Origin of the sequence: Ligilactobacillus sp. LYQ60, assembly GCF_045033015.1 — a bacterium.
GTDB lineage: Bacteria > Bacillota > Bacilli > Lactobacillales > Lactobacillaceae > Ligilactobacillus.
The window spans coordinates 116,062-134,976 of record NZ_JBJFZV010000004.1 but is presented as its reverse complement, the minus strand read 5'-3'; the positions used below and the strand labels follow the sequence as shown (position 1 = coordinate 134,976).

Annotated in this window: 24 protein-coding genes; all 24 read left to right on the top strand. The window is 44.4% G+C overall.

Annotation, left to right across the window (positions count from 1 at the left end; translation table 11 throughout):
• Window positions 1-23: 23 nt before the first annotated feature.
• On the top strand, window positions 24-647 hold the full coding sequence (rplC, locus tag ACI3EZ_RS05345; RefSeq protein WP_283618285.1) for a 50S ribosomal protein L3: 624 nt from the start codon (window positions 24-26) through the stop codon (window positions 645-647).
• 23 nt (window positions 648-670) lie between these two features.
• Complete coding sequence (gene rplD / locus ACI3EZ_RS05340) at window positions 671-1,294, top strand: 50S ribosomal protein L4 (protein WP_405024286.1); 624 nt, start codon at window positions 671-673, stop codon at window positions 1,292-1,294.
• Window positions 1,294-1,581, top strand: coding sequence for a 50S ribosomal protein L23 (gene rplW, locus ACI3EZ_RS05335; RefSeq protein WP_405024287.1), 288 nt, complete (start codon window positions 1,294-1,296; stop codon window positions 1,579-1,581). Before rplD ends, rplW begins: the two co-directional genes overlap by 1 nt.
• Window positions 1,582-1,604: 23 nt before the next feature.
• Window positions 1,605-2,438, top strand: a complete 834-nt coding sequence (gene rplB / locus ACI3EZ_RS05330) for a 50S ribosomal protein L2 (RefSeq protein WP_405024288.1) — start codon at window positions 1,605-1,607, stop codon at window positions 2,436-2,438.
• 35 nt (window positions 2,439-2,473) lie between these two features.
• Window positions 2,474-2,755 carry a 30S ribosomal protein S19 gene (gene rpsS, locus ACI3EZ_RS05325; RefSeq protein WP_283582031.1) on the top strand — a complete coding sequence of 94 codons (282 nt, stop codon included), beginning with the start codon at window positions 2,474-2,476 and terminating at the stop codon, window positions 2,753-2,755.
• Window positions 2,756-2,773: 18 nt separating this feature from the next.
• A complete protein-coding gene (gene rplV, locus ACI3EZ_RS05320) occupies window positions 2,774-3,121 on the top strand; it encodes a 50S ribosomal protein L22 (protein ID WP_283582032.1) in 348 nt (115 codons plus the stop codon).
• A 12-nt stretch (window positions 3,122-3,133) separates the two neighbouring features.
• Window positions 3,134-3,781 (top strand): 30S ribosomal protein S3, encoded by a 648-nt coding sequence (rpsC, locus tag ACI3EZ_RS05315; protein ID WP_283618283.1) that lies wholly within the window; start codon window positions 3,134-3,136, stop codon window positions 3,779-3,781.
• A 15-nt stretch (window positions 3,782-3,796) separates the two neighbouring features.
• Complete coding sequence (rplP, locus tag ACI3EZ_RS05310) at window positions 3,797-4,231, top strand: 50S ribosomal protein L16 (RefSeq protein ID WP_405024289.1); 435 nt, start codon at window positions 3,797-3,799, stop codon at window positions 4,229-4,231.
• A complete protein-coding gene (rpmC, locus tag ACI3EZ_RS05305) occupies window positions 4,221-4,415 on the top strand; it encodes a 50S ribosomal protein L29 (RefSeq protein WP_283582035.1) in 195 nt (64 codons plus the stop codon). The genes rplP and rpmC overlap by 11 nt, the downstream gene beginning before the upstream one ends.
• A 26-nt stretch (window positions 4,416-4,441) precedes the next feature.
• The gene (rpsQ, locus tag ACI3EZ_RS05300) at window positions 4,442-4,708 is read left to right on the top strand and encodes a 30S ribosomal protein S17 (protein WP_283582036.1); all 267 of its coding nucleotides are present in this window, start codon (window positions 4,442-4,444) and stop codon (window positions 4,706-4,708) included.
• Window positions 4,709-4,764: 56 nt separating this feature from the next.
• The gene (gene rplN / locus ACI3EZ_RS05295; protein WP_283582037.1) at window positions 4,765-5,133 is read left to right on the top strand and encodes a 50S ribosomal protein L14; all 369 of its coding nucleotides are present in this window, start codon (window positions 4,765-4,767) and stop codon (window positions 5,131-5,133) included.
• A gap of 32 nt (window positions 5,134-5,165) precedes the next feature.
• Entirely contained in the window at window positions 5,166-5,474 is a 309-nt protein-coding gene (rplX, locus tag ACI3EZ_RS05290; RefSeq protein ID WP_405025762.1) for a 50S ribosomal protein L24, read from the top strand.
• Between the two features lie 28 nt (window positions 5,475-5,502).
• Window positions 5,503-6,045, top strand: coding sequence for a 50S ribosomal protein L5 (gene rplE / locus ACI3EZ_RS05285; RefSeq protein WP_283618281.1), 543 nt, complete (start codon window positions 5,503-5,505; stop codon window positions 6,043-6,045).
• Window positions 6,046-6,060: 15 nt separating this feature from the next.
• The gene (locus ACI3EZ_RS05280) at window positions 6,061-6,246 is read left to right on the top strand and encodes a type Z 30S ribosomal protein S14 (RefSeq protein ID WP_283582040.1); all 186 of its coding nucleotides are present in this window, start codon (window positions 6,061-6,063) and stop codon (window positions 6,244-6,246) included.
• A 36-nt stretch (window positions 6,247-6,282) separates the two neighbouring features.
• Complete coding sequence (gene rpsH, locus ACI3EZ_RS05275) at window positions 6,283-6,681, top strand: 30S ribosomal protein S8 (protein WP_405024290.1); 399 nt, start codon at window positions 6,283-6,285, stop codon at window positions 6,679-6,681.
• 30 nt (window positions 6,682-6,711) lie between these two features.
• The gene (rplF, locus tag ACI3EZ_RS05270) at window positions 6,712-7,248 is read left to right on the top strand and encodes a 50S ribosomal protein L6 (protein ID WP_405024291.1); all 537 of its coding nucleotides are present in this window, start codon (window positions 6,712-6,714) and stop codon (window positions 7,246-7,248) included.
• Between the two features lie 37 nt (window positions 7,249-7,285).
• Complete coding sequence (gene rplR, locus ACI3EZ_RS05265) at window positions 7,286-7,651, top strand: 50S ribosomal protein L18 (protein WP_405024292.1); 366 nt, start codon at window positions 7,286-7,288, stop codon at window positions 7,649-7,651.
• Between the two features lie 20 nt (window positions 7,652-7,671).
• Window positions 7,672-8,172 carry a 30S ribosomal protein S5 gene (gene rpsE / locus ACI3EZ_RS05260; RefSeq protein WP_405024293.1) on the top strand — a complete coding sequence of 167 codons (501 nt, stop codon included), beginning with the start codon at window positions 7,672-7,674 and terminating at the stop codon, window positions 8,170-8,172.
• A 16-nt stretch (window positions 8,173-8,188) separates the two neighbouring features.
• Window positions 8,189-8,371, top strand: coding sequence for a 50S ribosomal protein L30 (gene rpmD, locus ACI3EZ_RS05255; protein WP_283582045.1), 183 nt, complete (start codon window positions 8,189-8,191; stop codon window positions 8,369-8,371).
• Between the two features lie 32 nt (window positions 8,372-8,403).
• The gene (rplO, locus tag ACI3EZ_RS05250) at window positions 8,404-8,841 is read left to right on the top strand and encodes a 50S ribosomal protein L15 (RefSeq protein ID WP_405024294.1); all 438 of its coding nucleotides are present in this window, start codon (window positions 8,404-8,406) and stop codon (window positions 8,839-8,841) included.
• On the top strand, window positions 8,841-10,133 hold the full coding sequence (gene secY / locus ACI3EZ_RS05245; RefSeq protein WP_405024295.1) for a preprotein translocase subunit SecY: 1,293 nt from the start codon (window positions 8,841-8,843) through the stop codon (window positions 10,131-10,133). Before rplO ends, secY begins: the two co-directional genes overlap by 1 nt.
• Window positions 10,134-10,452: 319 nt before the next feature.
• Window positions 10,453-11,454: an Abi family protein gene (locus ACI3EZ_RS05240; protein WP_405025761.1), complete on the top strand. Its 1,002-nt coding sequence runs from the start codon at window positions 10,453-10,455 to the stop codon at window positions 11,452-11,454.
• Between the two features lie 707 nt (window positions 11,455-12,161).
• Window positions 12,162-13,721 carry a SpaA isopeptide-forming pilin-related protein gene (locus ACI3EZ_RS05235; RefSeq protein WP_405025760.1) on the top strand — a complete coding sequence of 520 codons (1,560 nt, stop codon included), beginning with the start codon at window positions 12,162-12,164 and terminating at the stop codon, window positions 13,719-13,721.
• 778 nt (window positions 13,722-14,499) lie between these two features.
• On the top strand, window positions 14,500-18,894 hold the full coding sequence (locus tag ACI3EZ_RS05230) for a mucin-binding protein (protein WP_405025759.1): 4,395 nt from the start codon (window positions 14,500-14,502) through the stop codon (window positions 18,892-18,894).
• The last annotated feature ends 21 nt before the right edge of the window (window positions 18,895-18,915 follow it).

Genomic DNA, 18,915 nt, shown 5'->3' with positions numbered 1-18,915 from the left:
TACAAAAAATTGGAGGTGTACTCATGGCCACAAAAGGAATCTTAGGAAAGAAAGTCGGAATGACGCAGGTCTTCACCGAAAAAGGTGAGCTGGTTCCGGTTACCGTTGTTGCCGTTAACCCAAACGTTGTTATGCAGGTTAAGACAATGGAAAACGATGGTTACGAAGCAATCCAGCTTGGGTTTGACGACCAGAAGGCTGTTCGTGCCACAAAGCCGGCTGAAGGTCATGCAGCAAAAGCTAAAACTGCTCCTAAGCGCTTCGTTCGTGAAATCAGGGATGTTGAGCTGGGAGATTACAACGTTGGTGACGAATTAAACGCTGACGTATTCGAAGCAGGCGACATCGTTGATGTAACGGGTACGTCCAAGGGTAAAGGCTTCCAGGGTAACATTAAGCGTTGGAACCAACACCGTGGACCAATGGCCCACGGGTCACGTTACCACCGGCGTCCAGGTTCAATGGGGGTTATCATCAACCGGGTATTTAAGGGTAAGATGCTCCCAGGACGGATGGGTGGTAAGCAGGTTACGATCCAACACCTTGAAATCGTTAAGGCTGATACAGAAAACGGCGTACTGTTAATTAAGGGTAACGTTCCTGGCGCAAATAAGTCATACGTTATCGTTAAGAGTACGGTTAAATAAACCAAGGAAGGGAGGATCAATCAATGCCTAAAGTTGCATTATTTAAACAGGATGGTAGCAAGAATGGTGAAGTTGAATTAAACGACAGCATTTTTGGTATCGAACCAAACGACAACGTAATCTTTGACGCGGTAATCATGCAGCAGGCTTCCCGCCGGCAGGGAACACACGCGGTTAAGAACCGGCGTGCCGTTTCAGGTGGGGGTAAGAAGCCGTGGCGGCAAAAGGGTACCGGTCGTGCCCGGCAAGGTTCCATCCGTGCTCCACAGTGGGTTGGTGGTGGAACGGTTTTCGGCCCACAACCACGGTCATACAGCTACAAATTACCACGGAAGGTGCGGCGCTTAGCAATCAAGTCAGTGCTGTCACAGAAGGTCGTTGACAACAGTCTTGTTGTTGTTGACGCGCTTCAGTTCGACGCACCAAAGACGAAGGAATTTGCACAGGTGCTGGCTAACCTAGATGTGAAGACAAAGGTTTTAGTAGTTCTTGAAAATGATAATGAGAAAGCTGCTTTAGCTGCACGGAACCTTGCAAACGTTACGGTGATTCCGGCTAAAGGTCTGAACGTCTTAGACGTGGCTAAGAATGACAAGATGGTCATTACCAAAGAAGCTCTTTCTCAAGTAGAGGAGGTTCTTGCATAATGGATGTACGCGATGTAATTTTACGCCCGGTTGTTACGGAAGCCTCCATGGCTGAGATGGACAACAAGCGTTACCAGTTTGACGTTGATGTTCGCGCCACGAAGACCCAGGTGAAGAACGCTGTTGAAGAAGTGTTCAACGTTAAGGTCGCTAAGGTCAACATCATGAACATTAAGGGCAAAAAGAAGCGGATGGGCCGTTACGAAGGCTACACAAAGAAGCGTCGTAAGGCAATCGTTACTTTAACTGCCGATTCAGACGAAATTAAGTTATTCGCCGAAGAATAATTCTAGAGTAGGAGGGAAACAAAGTGGGAATCAAAAAATACAAACCAACCACTAACGGTCGTCGTAACATGACCAGTTCCGACTTTGCTGAAATCACAAAGACGAAGCCAGAAAAGTCACTGCTTGTATCACAAAGCAAGACTGCTGGCCGGAACTCATACGGTCACATTACCGTGCGGCACCGGGGCGGTGGCCACAAGCGCCAGTACCGTCTGGTTGACTTTAAGCGGACTAAGGATAACGTTCCTGCAACGGTTAAGGCAATCGAATATGATCCAAACCGGTCAGCCAACATTGCTTTGATTGTTTACGAGGACGGAACAAAGTCATACATCCTGGCGCCAAAGGGCTTAAAAGTGGGCATGAAGGTTGAATCAGGTGCGGATGCCGATATTAAAGTTGGAAACACGTTACCGTTAACTAACATCCCAGTCGGAACCGTTATTCACAACATTGAGTTAAAGCCAGGTAAGGGGGGCCAGTTAGTTCGGTCAGCCGGCGCTTCAGCTCAGTTGCTTGGTAAGGAAGGCAAATATGCCATTGTACGGTTAACATCTGGTGAAACCCGGATGATTCTCTTAACGTGTCGGGCAACGATCGGAACGGTCGGTAACGAAGAACACTCGCTGATTAATATTGGTAAGGCCGGCCGGAACCGTTGGGCAGGAAAGCGGCCAACGGTTCGTGGTTCTGTTATGAACCCGAACGACCACCCGCATGGTGGTGGTGAAGGGAAAGCCCCAATTGGACGTCCAAGTCCGTTATCACCATGGGGTAAGAAGACAATTGGTAAGAAGACCCGTTCAACGAAGGCGCGGTCGAACAAGTTTATTATTCGTGGCCGGAAGCGGCGTTAATTAACGGCTAGCGGTCAAGCGAAAGGAGGAAAAACATGAGTCGGAGTTTAAAAAAGGGCCCATTTGCTGATGCGCACTTATTAAAGAAGATTGAGGCGCAGGCGGATCAGGAAAAGAAGTCTGTTATTAAGACTTGGTCACGGCGGTCAACGATTTTCCCAAGTTTCATTGGTTATACGATTGCCGTTTATGATGGTCGGAAGCACGTTCCGGTTTACATTCAAGAAGACATGGTTGGTCATAAGCTCGGTGAGTTTGTTCCAACACGGACGTTCCACGGGCACAGTGGTGACGACAAGGCAACGGGCGTTAAGTAATCGAGGGAGGATTAGGACATGGCTGAAGAAATTACATCAGCAAAGGCAACTGCTCGGATGGTTCGAATTCCGGCACGGAAGGCGCGTCTGGTCCTCGATTTGATTCGCGGCAAGAGCGTTGCTGAAGCACTTGGAATTTTAAAGTTCACACCAACAGCTGGTGCTGAAATCGTTGAAAAGGTTTTGAATTCCGCAATTGCAAATGCGGAAAACAACTTTGATCTGGATGCTGAGGATTTATACGTTAGTGAGACGTTTGCTAACGAAGGGCCGACACTCAAGCGGTTCCGTCCTCGTGCTAAGGGTTCCGCTTCACCAATTAACAAGCGGACAAGCCACATCACAGTTGTTGTATCTGTTAAATAAGGAGGGATAAGCGTGGGTCAAAAAGTAAATCCAACGGGATTACGTGTCGGCATCATTCGTGACTGGGATGCGAAGTGGTACGCTGAGAAAGATTACGCTGCCAACTTACACGAAGATTTACGTATCCGGAAGTTCATTCTGAATAAGTTAGCCAACGCTTCAATCTCACAGATTGAGATTGAACGGGCTGCTAAGCGCGTTAACATTTCAATCCACACCGCTAAGCCAGGAATGGTCATTGGTAAGGGCGGTTCCGAAGTTGAAAAGCTCCGGAAAGAATTAAACAACCTAACCGGCAAGCGCGTTCATATCAATATTGTTGAAATCAAGAAGCCTGACTTAGACGCTAAGTTGGTTGGCGAAGATATTGCTCAACAGCTTGAGAACCGGATTGCTTTCCGGCGGGCAATGAAGCAAGCTATTCAACGGACAATGCGGGCTGGTGCTAAGGGAATCAAGGTTCAGGTTGCTGGGCGGCTAAACGGGGCAGATATGTCTCGGATCGAACACTTCTCAGATGGAACGGTTCCACTGCACACATTGCGGGCTGACATTGACTACGCCTGGGTTGAAGCACACACGACATACGGTAAGTTAGGTGTTAAGGTTTGGATTTACCGTGGTGAAATCCTACCTGCTAAGAAATCAGATCGTAAGTAAGGAGGGGAATAATCAATGTTAGTACCAAAGCGGACAAAGCATCGGCGTGAGTTCCGTGGTCACATGCGTGGCGAAGCCAAGGGTGGCAAAACCGTTACGTTTGGTGACTTCGGGTTAAAAGCGCTCGATTCACATTGGATTACCAACCGGCAGATTGAAGCTGCCCGTGTTGCCATGACGCGTTACATGAAGCGTGGTGGGAAGGTTTGGATTAAGATTTTCCCTCACAAGTCATACACGGCTAAGGCTATTGGTGTCCGGATGGGTTCCGGGAAAGGAACGCCAGAAGGATGGGTTGCACCGGTTAAGCGCGGTAAGGTAATGTTTGAAGTTGGCGGGGTTCCTGAAGAGGTCGCCCGTGAAGCATTACGGTTAGCATCGCACAAGCTCCCGGTTAAGACGAAGATCGTAGCACGTGAGGAAGTAGGTGGCGAATCTAATGAAGGCTAAGGAAATTAAAGAATTAACCACTGACGAAATGCTTGAAAAGGAAAAGCAGTACAAAGAAGAGCTCTTCAACCTTCGTTTCCAGCTGGCAACGGGTCAGTTAGAGAACACCGCCCGGCTTAAGGAAGTTCGGAAGACGATTGCTCGAATTAAGACGGCACTCCGTCAACAAGAATTAAACAACTAAGAATACGAAAAGGAGGTTAACCACGCATGAGCGAAGAACGTAACCAGCGTAAGGTATACAAGGGCCGCGTTGTTTCAGACAAGATGGATAAGACGATTACCGTTGTTGTTGAGACGTACAAGAACCACAAGACGTACGGTAAGCGGGTTAAGTACTCAAAGAAGTTCATGGCCCACGATGAAAACAACGAAGCTAAGATTGGCGACATTGTCACCATCATGGAAACACGGCCGCTCTCAGCTAAGAAGCGGTTCCGCTTAGTTGAAATTAACGAAAAGGCTGTTATTATCTAGCAGTTTAATTACTTTGATTCGTATTCTGACCTAATAGCGAAAGGAGGACACATACTGTGATCCAACAAGAAAGTCGTTTGAAAGTCGCTGATAACTCTGGGGCGCGCGAACTCTTAGTAATTAAGATCCTTGGTGGTTCCCGCGTTAAGACCGCTAACATCGGCGATATTATTGTTGCTACTGTTAAGCAAGCAACACCAGGTGGCGTTGTCAAAAAGGGTGACGTTGTCAAGGCAGTTGTTGTTCGGACGAAATCTGGTGCGCACCGGGCAGATGGCTCATACATTAAGTTTGATGAGAACGCTGCTGTCATCATCGGTGATGATAAGTCACCTAAGGGCACGCGGATCTTCGGGCCAGTTGCCCGTGAACTCCGTGACGGGGACTTCATGAAGATCGTCTCCTTAGCACCGGAAGTATTGTAATATGACCGACTGGCAAGGAGGTGCGAATAAGAATGTTCGTTAAGAAGAATGATAAGGTTAAGGTTATTGCTGGAAAGGACAGGGGCACGGAAGGTGTTGTTGAACAGGTAATTCCAGCTGCTAACCGGGTGGTTGTTAAAGGTGTCAACATCGTTAAGAAGCACCAGAAGCCAAGTAATGCCAACCCAAACGGTGGGATCATTGAAGTCGAGGCTCCCATTGATGCATCAAACGTAATGCTCATCGACCCGAAGGACGGCAAGCCAACCCGTGTCGGGTACAAGGTTGTCGATGGCAAGAAGGTCCGGGTTTCAAAAAAATCCGGCGAGACGTTAGACTAGTTTGACAGGAAAGGAGGACATCGTCTTCATGGCAAATCGTTTAAAGGAAAAGTATGAAAAAGAGATCGTGCCGTCAATGATGGAAAAGTTCAACTACACTTCGATCATGCAGGCACCTAAGGTTGATAAGATCGTGATCAACATGGGGGTTGGTGATGCTGTAAGCAACGCCAAGAACCTGGACGAAGCGGTTGATGAATTAACCCTGATTGCTGGGCAGAAGCCAGTGATTACGCGTGCTAAGAAGTCCATTGCCGGATTCCGGCTGCGTGAAGGGATGCCGATTGGTTGCAAGGTAACTCTGCGTGGCCAGCGGATGTACGAATTCTTAGACAAGTTGGTTTCGGTTTCACTTCCGCGTGTGCGGGATTTCCATGGTGTTAGCAAGCGGGCCTTTGACGGCCGGGGAAACTACACCCTAGGGATTCGGGAACAGCTGATCTTCCCAGAAATTGATTTTGATAAGGTTAACAAGGTTCGTGGGATGGACATTGTTATTGTTACGACGGCCAACACCGACGAAGAATCAAAGGAACTGTTAACCCAGCTCGGAATGCCATTCGCTAAATAAGAGGAGGTTTAAACATTGGCTAAAAAGTCACAAATTGCTAAGAACAAGCGGCCAGCAAAGTTCTCGACGCAGGAATACACCCGTTGCCAACGTTGTGGCCGGCCACATTCTGTTTACCGGAAGTTTAAGTTATGCCGTGTTTGCCTGCGCGAACTTGCTCATAAGGGACAAATTCCTGGCATGAAGAAGGCTAGCTGGTAATTCAGCGACTACAAGGACGAAGGAGGCAAAAATAACATGGCTATGAGTGATCCAATTGCAGATTTCTTAACCCGGATTCGGAACGCTAACATGGCGCACCACGAATCAGTTGAAATTCCTGCATCAAAAATCAAGCATGCCATCGCTGATATCCTGAAGGATGAAGGATTTATCCGCGATGTTGAATACATTGATGATGACAAGCAGGGTATCATCCGTGTATTCCTGAAGTATGGTAAGAACAAGGAACGCGTTATTTCTGGTATTAAGCGAATTTCAAAGCCAGGACTACGGTCATACGTTAAGGCTGACGCTGTGCCGAAGGTGTTAAACGGGTTAGGGATTGCCATCCTGTCAACCTCAGAAGGGGTTATGACTGATAAGGAAGCCCGGGCAAAGAACATCGGTGGCGAAGTATTGGCCTACGTTTGGTAAGATCTAACAACGACAGGAGGTGGCATACTCGTGAGTCGGATTGGTTATAAAGTAGTTGAGTTACCGGAAGGCGTTGAAGTAAAGCGCGATGGTAATACGGTAACCGTAAAGGGACCAAAGGGTGAATTAACCCGGGAATTTCCTGAAAAGATTACGATGAAGATTGATGGTTCAACGGTGTCCTTCGACCGGCCATCAGATGATAATAAGATGAAGTCGCTGCACGGGACAACCCGGGCGAACTTCAACAACATGGTTGAAGGAGTTACTAAGGGCTTTAAGAAAGAGCTCGAATTACGCGGGGTTGGGTACCGTGCCCAGATGAAGGGAAAGACCCTTGTACTGAGCGTTGGGTACTCCCATCCAGTAAACTTCGAGGAAGAAGAGGGTATCAAGTTTGAATGCCCGTCTCAAACCCAGATTACCATTTCCGGAATCGATAAGGAAAAGGTTGGCGATTGCGCTGCCCGGATTCGTGAAACCCGGAAGCCGGAACCATATAAAGGAAAGGGAATTCGTTACGTTGGCGAGTACGTACGGCGTAAGGAAGGTAAGACTGGTAAGTAATAAATATGCAGCATAACCGCTGTAACTAAATTAAGAGGTGAAAATTGTGATTTCGAAACCAGACAAGAACAAGACGCGGCAACGGCGTCACGCCCGTGTTCGGGGGAAAATTTCTGGTACTGCTGAGTGCCCACGCTTAAATGTTTATCGTTCAAACAAAAACATCTACGCTCAAGTAATTGATGACGTAGCGGGTGTGACGCTGGTTAGTGCCTCTACATTAGATAGTGAAGTTAGCGCTGGCACCAAGACTGAGCAAGCAAGTGCGGTTGGTGCGCTGGTTGCTAAGCGTGCTGCAGACAAGGGTATCAAGGAAGTTGTATTTGACCGTGGTGGATACCTGTATCATGGACGCGTTCAGGCTTTAGCAGAAGCTGCACGTGAAAATGGCTTAGACTTTTAGGAAAAGGAGGAATACCGTTTATGACTTTTATCGATCCAGCACAATTAGATTTAGAAGATCGCGTTGTAGCAATCAACCGGATTACGAAGGTTGTTAAGGGTGGTCGGCGCTTACGGTTTGCTGCGCTGGTAATCGTTGGCGACCACAATGGTCACGTTGGTTTCGGGACCGGTAAGGCGCAGGAAGTTCCTGAAGCCATCCGGAAAGCCGTTGATGCTGCACGGAAGAACTTAATTGAAGTGCCAATCGTTGGAACAACGCTTCCTCACGAAATCATTGGTCAATACAGCGGAAGCCGGATTATGCTGAAGCCAGCAACGGCCGGTTCTGGAGTTGCTGCTGGTGGTGCCGTTCGTGCCGTTATGGAACTTGCTGGGGTTGACGATGTGACAAGTAAGTCGATTGGCTCAAACACGCCGGTCAATGTTGTCCGGGCAACCTTTGATGGATTGACCCGGATGAAGAGTGCTGAACACGTTGCTGAATTACGGGGCGTTTCAGTTCAGCACCTGGCTGAATAAGAAGGAGGACTGAATTATGGCTCAGATTAAAGTTACATTAAAGCACTCTGTCATTGGACGTCCTCAGTCTCAACGGAAAATCGTTAAGGGACTTGGGTTAGGCCGGATTAACAGTTCAGCCATCGTTCCGGATAACGCTGCAATGCGTGGGGCTATTCGGAAGATTAACCACTTAGTCGACGTCGAACTGGTTAAGTAATTACCATAATGATATAAGGAGGTGCCAACCCAATGAAATTAAATGAATTAAAGCCGAGTGAAGGTTCGCGGAAAGCACGGATGCGTGTTGGTCGTGGGACTTCAGCAGGTAAGGGGAAGACCGCTGGCCGTGGTCAAAAGGGGCAAAAGGCCCGTTACAAGATCCGGCTTGGTTTCGAAGGAGGGCAGATGCCACTCTTTCGGCGGATGCCAAAACGGGGCTTCAACAACATTAACCGGAAGGAATACGCGATTGTTAACTTATCAACGTTGAACGACCGCTTTGAAGACGGTGCTGAAGTTTCACCAGTTATTTTGGTTGAAAAGGGCATTGTTAAGAACGAAAAGGATGGAATTAAGATTCTTGGTAATGGCGAATTGAACAAGAAGCTGACCGTTAAGGCGCACAAGTTCTCCGCTTCAGCCAAGGAAGCTATTGAAGCCGCTGGTGGAAACGCTGAGGTGATTTAATGCTTAAAACAATGAAGAATGCCCTAAAGGTGAAGGAAATTCGTAAGAAGTTGCTCTTCACTCTGGGTATCTTGATTGTCTTTCGTCTAGGCACTTATATCACCGTCCCCGGGATTAACGCTAAGGCACTGGAAAGCGTCGCGTCGACGGGGTTAGTCAGTATTCTGAATACTTTCAGTGGCGGTGGGCTGACGAACTACTCCATCCTTGCGATGGGGGTCTCCCCGTACATTACCGCCCAAATCGTGGTGCAATTACTTCAGATGGATATTGTGCCGCGGTTTGTGGAGTGGAGTAAACAGGGGGAAGTCGGTCGGCGAAAATTAAATCAGGTAACGCGTTACCTGACGATTGTGCTTGCGTTTGTACAATCAATTGGAATTACCGCTGGGTTTAACGCACTGAGTGGGTTGCACTTAATTGAGCGGCCAAGCCTCTCAACGTACCTGATGATTGGAATTATCCTGACTGCCGGAACGATGTTTACGACGTGGTTGGGGGACATGATTACCGATCGAGGAATCGGGAATGGGGTGTCCATCATTATTATGGCCGGGATTCTTGCCCGGACCCCAAGTGCGATTCATGAAGTTGTCAAGGAATGGTTCGGTTCGGCCCCGGGTAATATCTGGGTGCCAGTGGCCGAGGTAGTCGCCTTAGTTATTGCAGTTTTGATTATCGTAGTCTTTGTGACCTACGTTGAGGAAGCCAAGTACCGGGTGCCGATTCAGTATACTCGGCGAATGGCGGGAACGAGTGATAACTCGTTTCTGCCGTTAAAGGTGAACGTGGCTGGAGTGATCCCCGTGATCTTTGCTAGTTCGTTTATCGCAACGCCCCAGACGATTCTAATGGCCTTTACGTCGAAATTCCAAGGAGCTACGTGGTTTAAGGTGGCAACGGATATCTTTAACATGCAGACGATTCCGGGAATGACGTTATACACCATTTTAATCATTGTCTTCACGTTCTTCTATGCGTTTGTTCAGGTAAATCCTGAAAAACTTGCGGAGAATCTGCAAAAGCAGGGAAGTTACATTCCGTCAGTTTGGCCGGGGAAGGAAACGCAAAAGTATGTTTCCCGGTTATTGATGCGGTTAAGTTCGGTCGGATCCCTCTTTTTAGGGTTTGTTTCGTTAATCCCATTAATCGCATCCGCAATCTTTGGGTTGAATCAATCCATTGGATTGGGAGGAACGAGTCTGTTAATCGTTGTTGGGGTTACACTTGACACGGTTCGGCAGATGGAAGGTATGATGATGAAGCGTAAGTATGTTGGCTTTATCCGGTAGAGAATTAATCATTAATTTTATGAGTTCTACATTAAATCCTGTTGATGTGGTTAAGTATTAAACCATGTCGGCGGGGTTTTTTGCATACTTTAGGAATAAATGTGTTATCTAAGTAGAACGTACGTGGCATTGTTAGCTTTTGACAACTTACATGTATACGCTTAATCGTTTCATATTACAGAATAGTGAAAACCGGTAGGGACCTATTGGTAATGAATATTAAAAATTACAGTGTTCGACTAAAGATGATTTTGCTATCATGGCTATGGACGTACCTCTGGTATTATTCTGCAAAAATATATTATTTGGAGATACCTGTATGAATAAAAAAATGGGGAAAACAACTGACGGATTAATGCGTCATATTAGAGATAAACATGGAGTAAAAATTAGTGGTAGTAGGCATAAGGCGGATCTTATTAACATGGGATACTATCATTCGTATAAGGCATATCGTTTTACGAGTCCTGGGTATAATGAGTTGATGATTGATGATTTTGATGAAATAAAAAGGATCTATGCCCTTGATAATTTTTTAAAATCCTTGTTTTATCCTCAGCTAATGAAGGTAGAGACTGCTCTTAATAACCATTTTATTGCCTGCGTAGTTTCGCATAATGATCCATCAATTTATTCCATAATCGATAGCCGCCTTACTTACGCTGATGATTTGAAGCGTGTTTACGAGAATTCAAGAAGGCAAAGTGATCGAAAGACTTGGGAAAAGCAAAATAAAAGATTTCTCAAATTAAAGAGCAGTGTAGATAGAAAAATCGCTGCCGAATATAATTACAACGATATTATTCGCCATTATATTCATGAGAATGAACCTATACCGATATGGGCGTACTTTGAAGTAACAACACTAGGTGACCTAGGTACCTTTATAGAGAATCTCAGTGTGTCTGATAAACGAAGATTGTGTGAAAATATTGGCTTTGATTTACATGGGGGATATGATCCTCTTCTCTTGGTAAAGAGTATTTATTTATTAAAAGATTTACGTAATGCGGTGGCCCATAATAAACCAGTTTTTGATTGTCGTTTTTTAACAGGGGGAATTCCTCGAAGTTTATGTACTTACTTCTCTGATAAATTTAGTGTTGATGGATATAACTTCACTTTTGAATCAATAACTGATTACGTTGCTCTTGTATATCATTTCATGAGTATTCTTCAGTTTACTAAGACAGAGTGTAATTCTTTGATAAGAGATTATCGTAAATATGTTTTTAGTTTACGAAATAGTGAGTTCAAAGAAAGCATATTTAATGAGATTTTTAGAGATAATGATATCGAAAAAATAGATCTTATTCATTGACAGCGAATTCTGTTTGATATATCATTGCGCATGGAGAGTAATTGCGGCGTATTTCTGCAGGTATCTGTGGAATGCGTCTTTTTTTAGGCCTTACATTAAATTTTGTTGATGTGATTAAATATTAAGGCTCTTTGTCAAATCCTGTTGATGGAAAGAATACGTCGCCTATTTTTAGGCGGCGTTTTTTGTACACTACATTAAATCCTGGCGGCATGGTTAAACATTAAAGTGTGTCAGTGACGTTTTGGTACTTTGAACGGCAAAAAAGCATGATATACATAATGTAAAAGGTTAGTTGTGATAAATGTTATTAACGGTTATTTTCAGTTTGCTCTTAATATATTGGGGATAATATTTTTATTGATTGTTAAGTAGAACTATGCTGTGTTTAGAACGTAATTACTACTTTAATGATGCATTAAAAGAAAGGACACTGTGCATAAAATTAAATGGCTTTAGCGGGTGGTTTGTAATTATAGTTAATTTATTCGCTGAATTGTGTTGCTTAGAAATGGGAAGGTACCGGAACATGCGGTTTATTTTCTTCATCAATGGAATTTGGCAAAGCGCTTTTAGAAATAGAGTAAAACATTATTTAAAGCTAATTAAGAAACAGATAATCAGCTAAAGATAGCTTATCATTTAACATTTTCATCATACTTTCTTATTACGATTGCAAAGGATTTTTTAATAGGAGCGTGTTGAAAATGAAACGATTTAGGAAAATAGGAGCGTTGTTTGCTGCAGTTATCCTTTGTTTGGCGACGTTTGTCACCACCTGGGGAGGAGCTAAGGCTAGTTCTGTTAGCGTTGGTGGATTAGGGGCCGCGAATGCCACTGTGTATGATGCAAGCGGAAAAGACGTAACGGGTCAGACTACTCTTAGTCGTTACCAGGCATATACCGTTAAGTATCATGGCAGCATTGCGGATTCCGCGCAGATTAATGATGGTGATACGACGACGTTTACTTTGCCGGATAATGTCCAGGTTGCAAATGCACAGAACTGTAATATTTATGACCAAAATGGTAATGTGGCAGGGACAGCCACAATTGCTGCGGGGGCGAAGACCGGGACAATTACGTTTAATAATGATCTTCATGGAAAATTAAACCGTTCAATTACGTTGAGTGTGGGAGTAGTTGGAACCACTACGGAGACGACGAATAATTCAAATGCACCGTCTCCTAGTACTGTAGCGAATGGTAGTGATACCAACCCAGCAACATTAGCTGCAGCAATTAACAAGGTTGGTTGGTTTGACAAGGATGATAGCAGCATCATTCATTGGGATGTTGTTGCTAACTTGCATAACGCTGATTTAAAGGATCCGGTAATTACCGACAATATGGGGCCCGGAATGGAATTAGTACCAGGTTCGGTGAAGGTTCAAGAGGGGTACTATGATAACGGAACCTTTACCGGGGCTATTTCTGCGCCAAATGCGAAGGTTACGACAAATGGATCGCAAATTACTATCAACGTGCCAAGCACGAACCTCGCTATTCATGTTTCGTATGAGGCAAAAATTACCAGTAAAAGTGAGACCAATTATAAAAATAATGCTACTATTTCGGCCGCAAACTTGAGCCAGACCGGAACGGATTCAGCGATGCTTCCAGGAGAGCTACGGGGGAATGTCGTCTTTGATGAAGGAGAGCTAACCGTACAAAAAGTAGATGCGACTACCAAGAAACCGCTAGCTGGTGCTAAGTTTGCCTTGTTTACGAAGGATCATCAGATCATTGATGAAGAAACGACTGGAGCGGATGGATTAGCCCACTTTACTAAGCTTGATTCCGGAGATTACTTGGTAAAGGAAGTTACGGCGCCATCTGGATACACGATTAATAATAAGTTGTACCCGGTCAACATTTCGGATACGACTAAGAGTGGTACGGTAACCGTAACGGATACTCCGGATAATTCAGCGCAGTCTTCGAGCTCAAGTTCCGCTAAGGCAGAAAAAGCTTCTAGTTCAAGTGTGAGCGGGCACTTTAGTAATAAGAAAGTAAGTAGCTCAGCACAGACCTTTGCTCCGGTAAAGTCGGCCCATAGTTCAGCTTCAAGCGTGGCTAGTTCAGCAAATGCCAAAGCTCATACTGGCCGTGTTATAGCCAAACAACCGGCAAAACAGAGCAGTAAACAGGCTTCGTGGTTGAAACAATTACCGGACACTGGTGACATGATTGCGGGTGGTTTAGTAGTTATTGGTGTTATTGTGCTGGCAGGAGCTGGGTTTCTTCTTTTACGGAAACGTCACTAAGAAATAAAGTAACAGTTTAAAGGCTTTATAAAAACTTTTATACAGGCAAGGGCGTCCTTGATTATGTCGTTTTTGTAGTGGAAATCTCGGAAATACTGAGCAGGGACTCACGCTAGAGTTTTTGAAGTTAGATAAAGCAGAAAAATAAAAAGAAGCCAGGCTTGACCACTTAATTGTGCTTAAACCTGGCTTGAGTGTTTGGTGATCCTTGGCGGATATTAATCCACTAAATTATAAATCGGGTGTTTGTTAACAGGAGCACTTAATTTCAAAACATAATTTCTACCTGTAATTGGAATTGACATTGTTAAATGGAATTATGCTGGGAGTGAAACTAAATTGAAATCAACGGAGGATGTTCTTGTTTCTATCTGGATGGCAAAATCTGCTCGGCATATTGAATTTTTGGGAAAACATATATTTTGAAAAATGATTAACATTAGACTCAGCCGTTTGACAAATAAAGAGGTCTGTTCCAAAGAACTCAAGTTGTGAGACATATTCGAAGTAGTGATGATTAATTTACTTGTTGAATGATGGCATTTGAAGAAGTGGAATTGCAATAAAGAATCGTCGCTTAAAATAGGTATCTTTGTTATTAACAGAATTTATAAAGACTATAAAAGATTTAAAAAAAATCGAAGATAGCTGAGAAAAATGAATGTGTATTAGAAGTATAGTACCATGTAACATGGTAATATAGTTAGTAAAATAACAGTACAGGGATTAATGATGTTTTTAGAAAAATAGTAATTGTATAACTAAGAGGAACATTAAAATGAGAAATAAAACCTACCTTGGAGATAAAATTCGGAGAGTTAAATTATATAAAAAAGGTAAGATGTGGGTTGCTGCTGCGATTACTTTTTTAACTGTTGGTGTTGGACGGTTAGTGCAAGTCAATGCTGATCAAGCGAATTCAGTAAGTGAATCTGATGAACAGGTTACAACTGTAAGTAAGTCCAGTTCATCTGAATCTGATGAGCAGGCTACAACCGTAAGCAAATCCAGTTCATCTGAATCTGTGGAGAATGGTAATAGTCAGGTAAGTTCTAATTCTACAAGTGTAGAAACGGGGAAACAAACAACAGAAGGTGTGCGGTCAACTGTGCGTCCCGTATCAGAGAATGTTACTTCCGTTTCTGCAAATAGTTCGTCTGTTACGACGACACAATCGTCTCAGGATTCACAGGAAGCATCTACGCCAGTTGAACATCAGGCGAACAATGAGAATACAAAGGAAGCTCAAAGTAATGTAGCATCTTCAATGTTGCCAGTGGCGAAGGCTATGCCGTTAACATTGGCATCGACTTCGTCTACGGATGATCCGTATGACGATCCTTATTACGGTACGTGGACTTTTTTCTTCTCAGATGATAAGGGAAATACACTGTACTATCCTGTTGGTTGTACTAATAAAACGTCTGACCAGGCGGAAACGTTTGTTACGCCGTACGTTAAAATGATTGAGGCAAGAGGATATACGTATGTGGGCGACCAGGGGTTTACCTATAATGCTGGATCGGGATATGCGTATAACTATAATACCTTAATTTTCAAGAAAAACCCTCTAGTTCAAGGGGGCGCAGTTACCGTTAAGTATGTGGATGCGTCAACCGGAGAAGTGTTACAGACTGGGACTGCAACGTATACGGATGATAGCGGTAATACCAGTAGTACGCCGTATGTTGGTTATACTTACACGACTAAACCCGTAACAATTACTGGGTATACGTTAAGTAAGACCCCAAGTAATGCAACGGGGAAAGTAACAAGCAGTGCGCAAACGGTAACGTATGAGTATACACCTAACCAAGAAACGGCTAAGATTCAAATTATCGATGAAACAGATGGTGGAAAGGTTTTAACAACTATTAATGTTAACGGGACGTACGGAAAAACGTCGTCCTACGATATTAATAGTTACTTGAATAGTAACTACCCTAATTATGATGTCGCATCGAATAATTGGCCGGGTTCAATTACGTGGGACAGTACAAATGATGGAACTGTTCCAGAATATCAGGTTAAACTGACGCATAAAACCCAGACTGGGACACAAACTAAGGTTGTCACGCAAACGATTAAATACCAGTATGCAGATGGGACGCAAGCTGAGCCGACAAAGACCACCACAATTACTTTTACGCGACCGGAAACGACGGATCTAGTTACAGGAAACGTGACGTATGGTTTGTGGACAAATGAAACCGGAACTGACGAGTTTCCTGCGGTTCAATCGCCACAGATTCCGGGATATACGGCTAGTTACAGTGAATCTTCACCGGTGACGGGAGTTACTGCTGATAGTCCTGATAATACCCAAACAATTGTTTATGTTGCCAATAAAGAAGAAATGACGATTGTTTATTACGATATGGACGAACACAAAATCTTACAGGAGAAGATTTTGCAGGGGGATTATAATACTTCACCTGACTATGACTATCAGAGTGTTTTGAAGTCATTTGAGGATGCCGGGTATAACGTTGCGAAGAATACAATTCCAGCAAGTGGACTGAAATTCGATAATACGGGTGATCAGCACTATGAGATAGACTTAACGCATACAACAACTAAACTACCCGCCGACTCAGAAGGGTTGACAAAGGTAATTACCCATACAATTCATTACGTTGATTCATCCGGAAAAACGGTTGCGCCAGATGTAGTGCAGTCGATCACGTACACGCGGGGAGCTACAAAGGATAACGTTACGGGAGCAATTACCTATACCGATTGGACTACGACGACGGATCCAGCGGAATTTCCGTCAGTTACATCCCCAACCGTTGCGGGGTACACGCCTAGTCAAACTGATAGTGGGGTTGTTCCGGTAGACAGTAATTCATCTGATTCAAACGAAACCATTGTTTATAGCAAAAACGGTGGGACACAGACTCCTACTGGGGATACTTCGACGGTTACTGAAACTATTAACTATATAAATAGTAGTGGAGTTGTGTTACATGCCCCAACGACGGAAACGATCACCTTTGAGAAGGGAACTGATGGGACGTATACGGCAGTTGGTAGTGATGATTTTCCGGCAATTACGGTTCCAACGATTGAGGGATATACGCCCAATGTAACGACGATTCCGGCAGTTGATGGGGTTAAGGCAACTGATGCCAATATTGAAAAGACGGTGGTTTATAGTCCGGTTCAATCGTCAATTACTATTACTTATTATGATGAAACTAGTAAGAAGACGTTACGGACGGATACGTTGAGCGGCAATTACAACGCAAGTCCGGATTATGATGCGACCACGTTAATTGATGGATTCGAGAAAAATGGTTATGCAGAGGTAAGCAGTAACGTTCCATCAAGTTTAATTTATACGAATAGTCCGCAATCGTATACGGTGGTGCTGAAGCACACATATACGACAAGTACGCAGACGGCTACCGTCACGCAAACGATTAACTACAACTATGCGAATGGGCAACAGGCAGCACCGTCAGTTAATAAACAGTTAAGCTTCTCACGGACGCAAACGAAGGATAACGTAACCGGGGATATCCAAAACAGTACTTGGACACCATCGGCGGGTGAGTTTCCTGCCGTAACGTCACCTACCATTACGGGTTACACCCCTTCAAAGGCGCAGAGTGAGGTAATCTCTAATGTGGACGGGTCAACAACAAACAATGTCCAAAATATTGTTTATACTGCTAACCAGGAAAAGATTACCGTTAATTATATTGATCAAACGACGGGTAAAACAATTACTACGGATACGTTGACAGGGGCGTACGATACGACATCCTCTTATACCACTGCTAGTGAAATTGCTAAGTTGGAAAGTCAAGGATATGTCCTGGTACAGGATAACTATCCTTCTTCGGGTGCAAAGTTCGATGAGGATGGCGTAGTAAAATCGTATGATGTTGTCTTAAAAGAAAATGTAACTACGTCCACGGAGTCAAAAACAATTAATCAGGTTATTCATTACGTTGATCAAAATGGGAAAACAATTGCACCTGATAAGGATAGTTCAGTAACCTTTACACGCACAGTTTCGACGAATAAGGTTACTGGAGTACAGACAGATGGGGCATGGACTCCAACAACGGAAGAATTTCCAGCTGTGACATCACCAACAATTACAGGTTATACGGTAATTCCTGGGGAAGAAACGAGTCAGGCTGTAAGTGTTGACCCAACGACGGGGGATAATACGCAAACGATTACGTATACGGCCAACCAGGAACGTGCACAGGTGGAGTATATTGATGGTACTGATAATAGCGTTATGTCATCGGTTACTCTTAGCGGAGCGTATGGGACTACTGATAGCTACAACCCTGCTGCAACAATTCAACAGTACATTGATAAGGGGTATAAATTATCAAGTGATGAATTTCCGGCGAGTGGCGTTGTGTACAATTACGACGGTACGGTTCCTGTTTATAAGATTGTTTTTGAACATAATACACGGACTGACAGTGTGGGGAATAACCCTGACAATGTATCAGCAGACGAATTAACACATACGGTGCATCAGACGATCCATTACGTCTACAGTGATGGGAGTCAGGCGGCATCGGATGCAACGAATTCTTTGACATTTAATCGCAGTGTAACGGTTGACCAAGTGACACATGAGGTGATTGCTGAAGGAGATTGGACGCCGTCAACGCAGACGTTTCCGGCCGTGACATCACCGACGATCACGGGGTACACGCCGAGTGCCACGCAAAGTAGCGCAGTGGACGTGACGGAAAGCAGTGCGGATGACACGCAGACGATCACGTACACGGCCAACAAAGAGCATGCAGCTGCTAATACGGATCACTCGCATAGTGATACAAACGGGACAACCGCTCACACAACAACGGGTAGTTCTGAAAAGCATAATGCGTCAAATAATACTGTTAGTCATCTTCATAAGACTTCGGCTTCAACTGAGAAGACTTTAGGCCAAGAACAAGTTAAACAAAAGAACGCTAATAATAGCAGTTCAACTGTGACAAAGGCTGCTTTAAATAATATCCAAGGTCAGTCAAGCAGTGATCATGGTCAGACGGAAAATCATTCGGGCGTAGGAAAGTTACCGGATACAGGAAATGCTGCTAACCATGGCGGTATATTAGGAGCCTTGTTAATCGTATTTGCTAATCTATTAGCCTTCTTGGGATGGGGGGATCGAAAGAAGAAAAAGGAATAAGATAGTACAAGAATGAGCGCT

What these genes read in the sequence shown, in the direction of transcription:
- rpsS (WP_283582031.1), top strand. Translation starts at nt 2,474, where the DNA reads ATGAGTCGGAGTTTAAAAAAGGGCCCATTTGCTGATGCGCACTTATTA.
- rplX (WP_405025762.1), top strand. Translation starts at nt 5,166, where the DNA reads ATGTTCGTTAAGAAGAATGATAAGGTTAAGGTTATTGCTGGAAAGGAC.
- rpsQ (WP_283582036.1), top strand. Translation starts at nt 4,442, where the DNA reads ATGAGCGAAGAACGTAACCAGCGTAAGGTATACAAGGGCCGCGTTGTT.
- rpsE (WP_405024293.1), top strand. Translation starts at nt 7,672, where the DNA reads ATGACTTTTATCGATCCAGCACAATTAGATTTAGAAGATCGCGTTGTA.
- ACI3EZ_RS05230 (WP_405025759.1), top strand. Translation starts at nt 14,500, where the DNA reads ATGAGAAATAAAACCTACCTTGGAGATAAAATTCGGAGAGTTAAATTA.
- rpmC (WP_283582035.1), top strand. Translation starts at nt 4,221, where the DNA reads ATGAAGGCTAAGGAAATTAAAGAATTAACCACTGACGAAATGCTTGAA.
- rplV (WP_283582032.1), top strand. Translation starts at nt 2,774, where the DNA reads ATGGCTGAAGAAATTACATCAGCAAAGGCAACTGCTCGGATGGTTCGA.
- rpmD (WP_283582045.1), top strand. Translation starts at nt 8,189, where the DNA reads ATGGCTCAGATTAAAGTTACATTAAAGCACTCTGTCATTGGACGTCCT.
- rplC (WP_283618285.1), top strand. Translation starts at nt 24, where the DNA reads ATGGCCACAAAAGGAATCTTAGGAAAGAAAGTCGGAATGACGCAGGTC.
- rplW (WP_405024287.1), top strand. Translation starts at nt 1,294, where the DNA reads ATGGATGTACGCGATGTAATTTTACGCCCGGTTGTTACGGAAGCCTCC.
- rplP (WP_405024289.1), top strand. Translation starts at nt 3,797, where the DNA reads ATGTTAGTACCAAAGCGGACAAAGCATCGGCGTGAGTTCCGTGGTCAC.
- rplD (WP_405024286.1), top strand. Translation starts at nt 671, where the DNA reads ATGCCTAAAGTTGCATTATTTAAACAGGATGGTAGCAAGAATGGTGAA.
- rplO (WP_405024294.1), top strand. Translation starts at nt 8,404, where the DNA reads ATGAAATTAAATGAATTAAAGCCGAGTGAAGGTTCGCGGAAAGCACGG.
- secY (WP_405024295.1), top strand. Translation starts at nt 8,841, where the DNA reads ATGCTTAAAACAATGAAGAATGCCCTAAAGGTGAAGGAAATTCGTAAG.
- ACI3EZ_RS05235 (WP_405025760.1), top strand. Translation starts at nt 12,162, where the DNA reads ATGAAACGATTTAGGAAAATAGGAGCGTTGTTTGCTGCAGTTATCCTT.
- rpsH (WP_405024290.1), top strand. Translation starts at nt 6,283, where the DNA reads ATGGCTATGAGTGATCCAATTGCAGATTTCTTAACCCGGATTCGGAAC.
- rplE (WP_283618281.1), top strand. Translation starts at nt 5,503, where the DNA reads ATGGCAAATCGTTTAAAGGAAAAGTATGAAAAAGAGATCGTGCCGTCA.
- ACI3EZ_RS05240 (WP_405025761.1), top strand. Translation starts at nt 10,453, where the DNA reads ATGAATAAAAAAATGGGGAAAACAACTGACGGATTAATGCGTCATATT.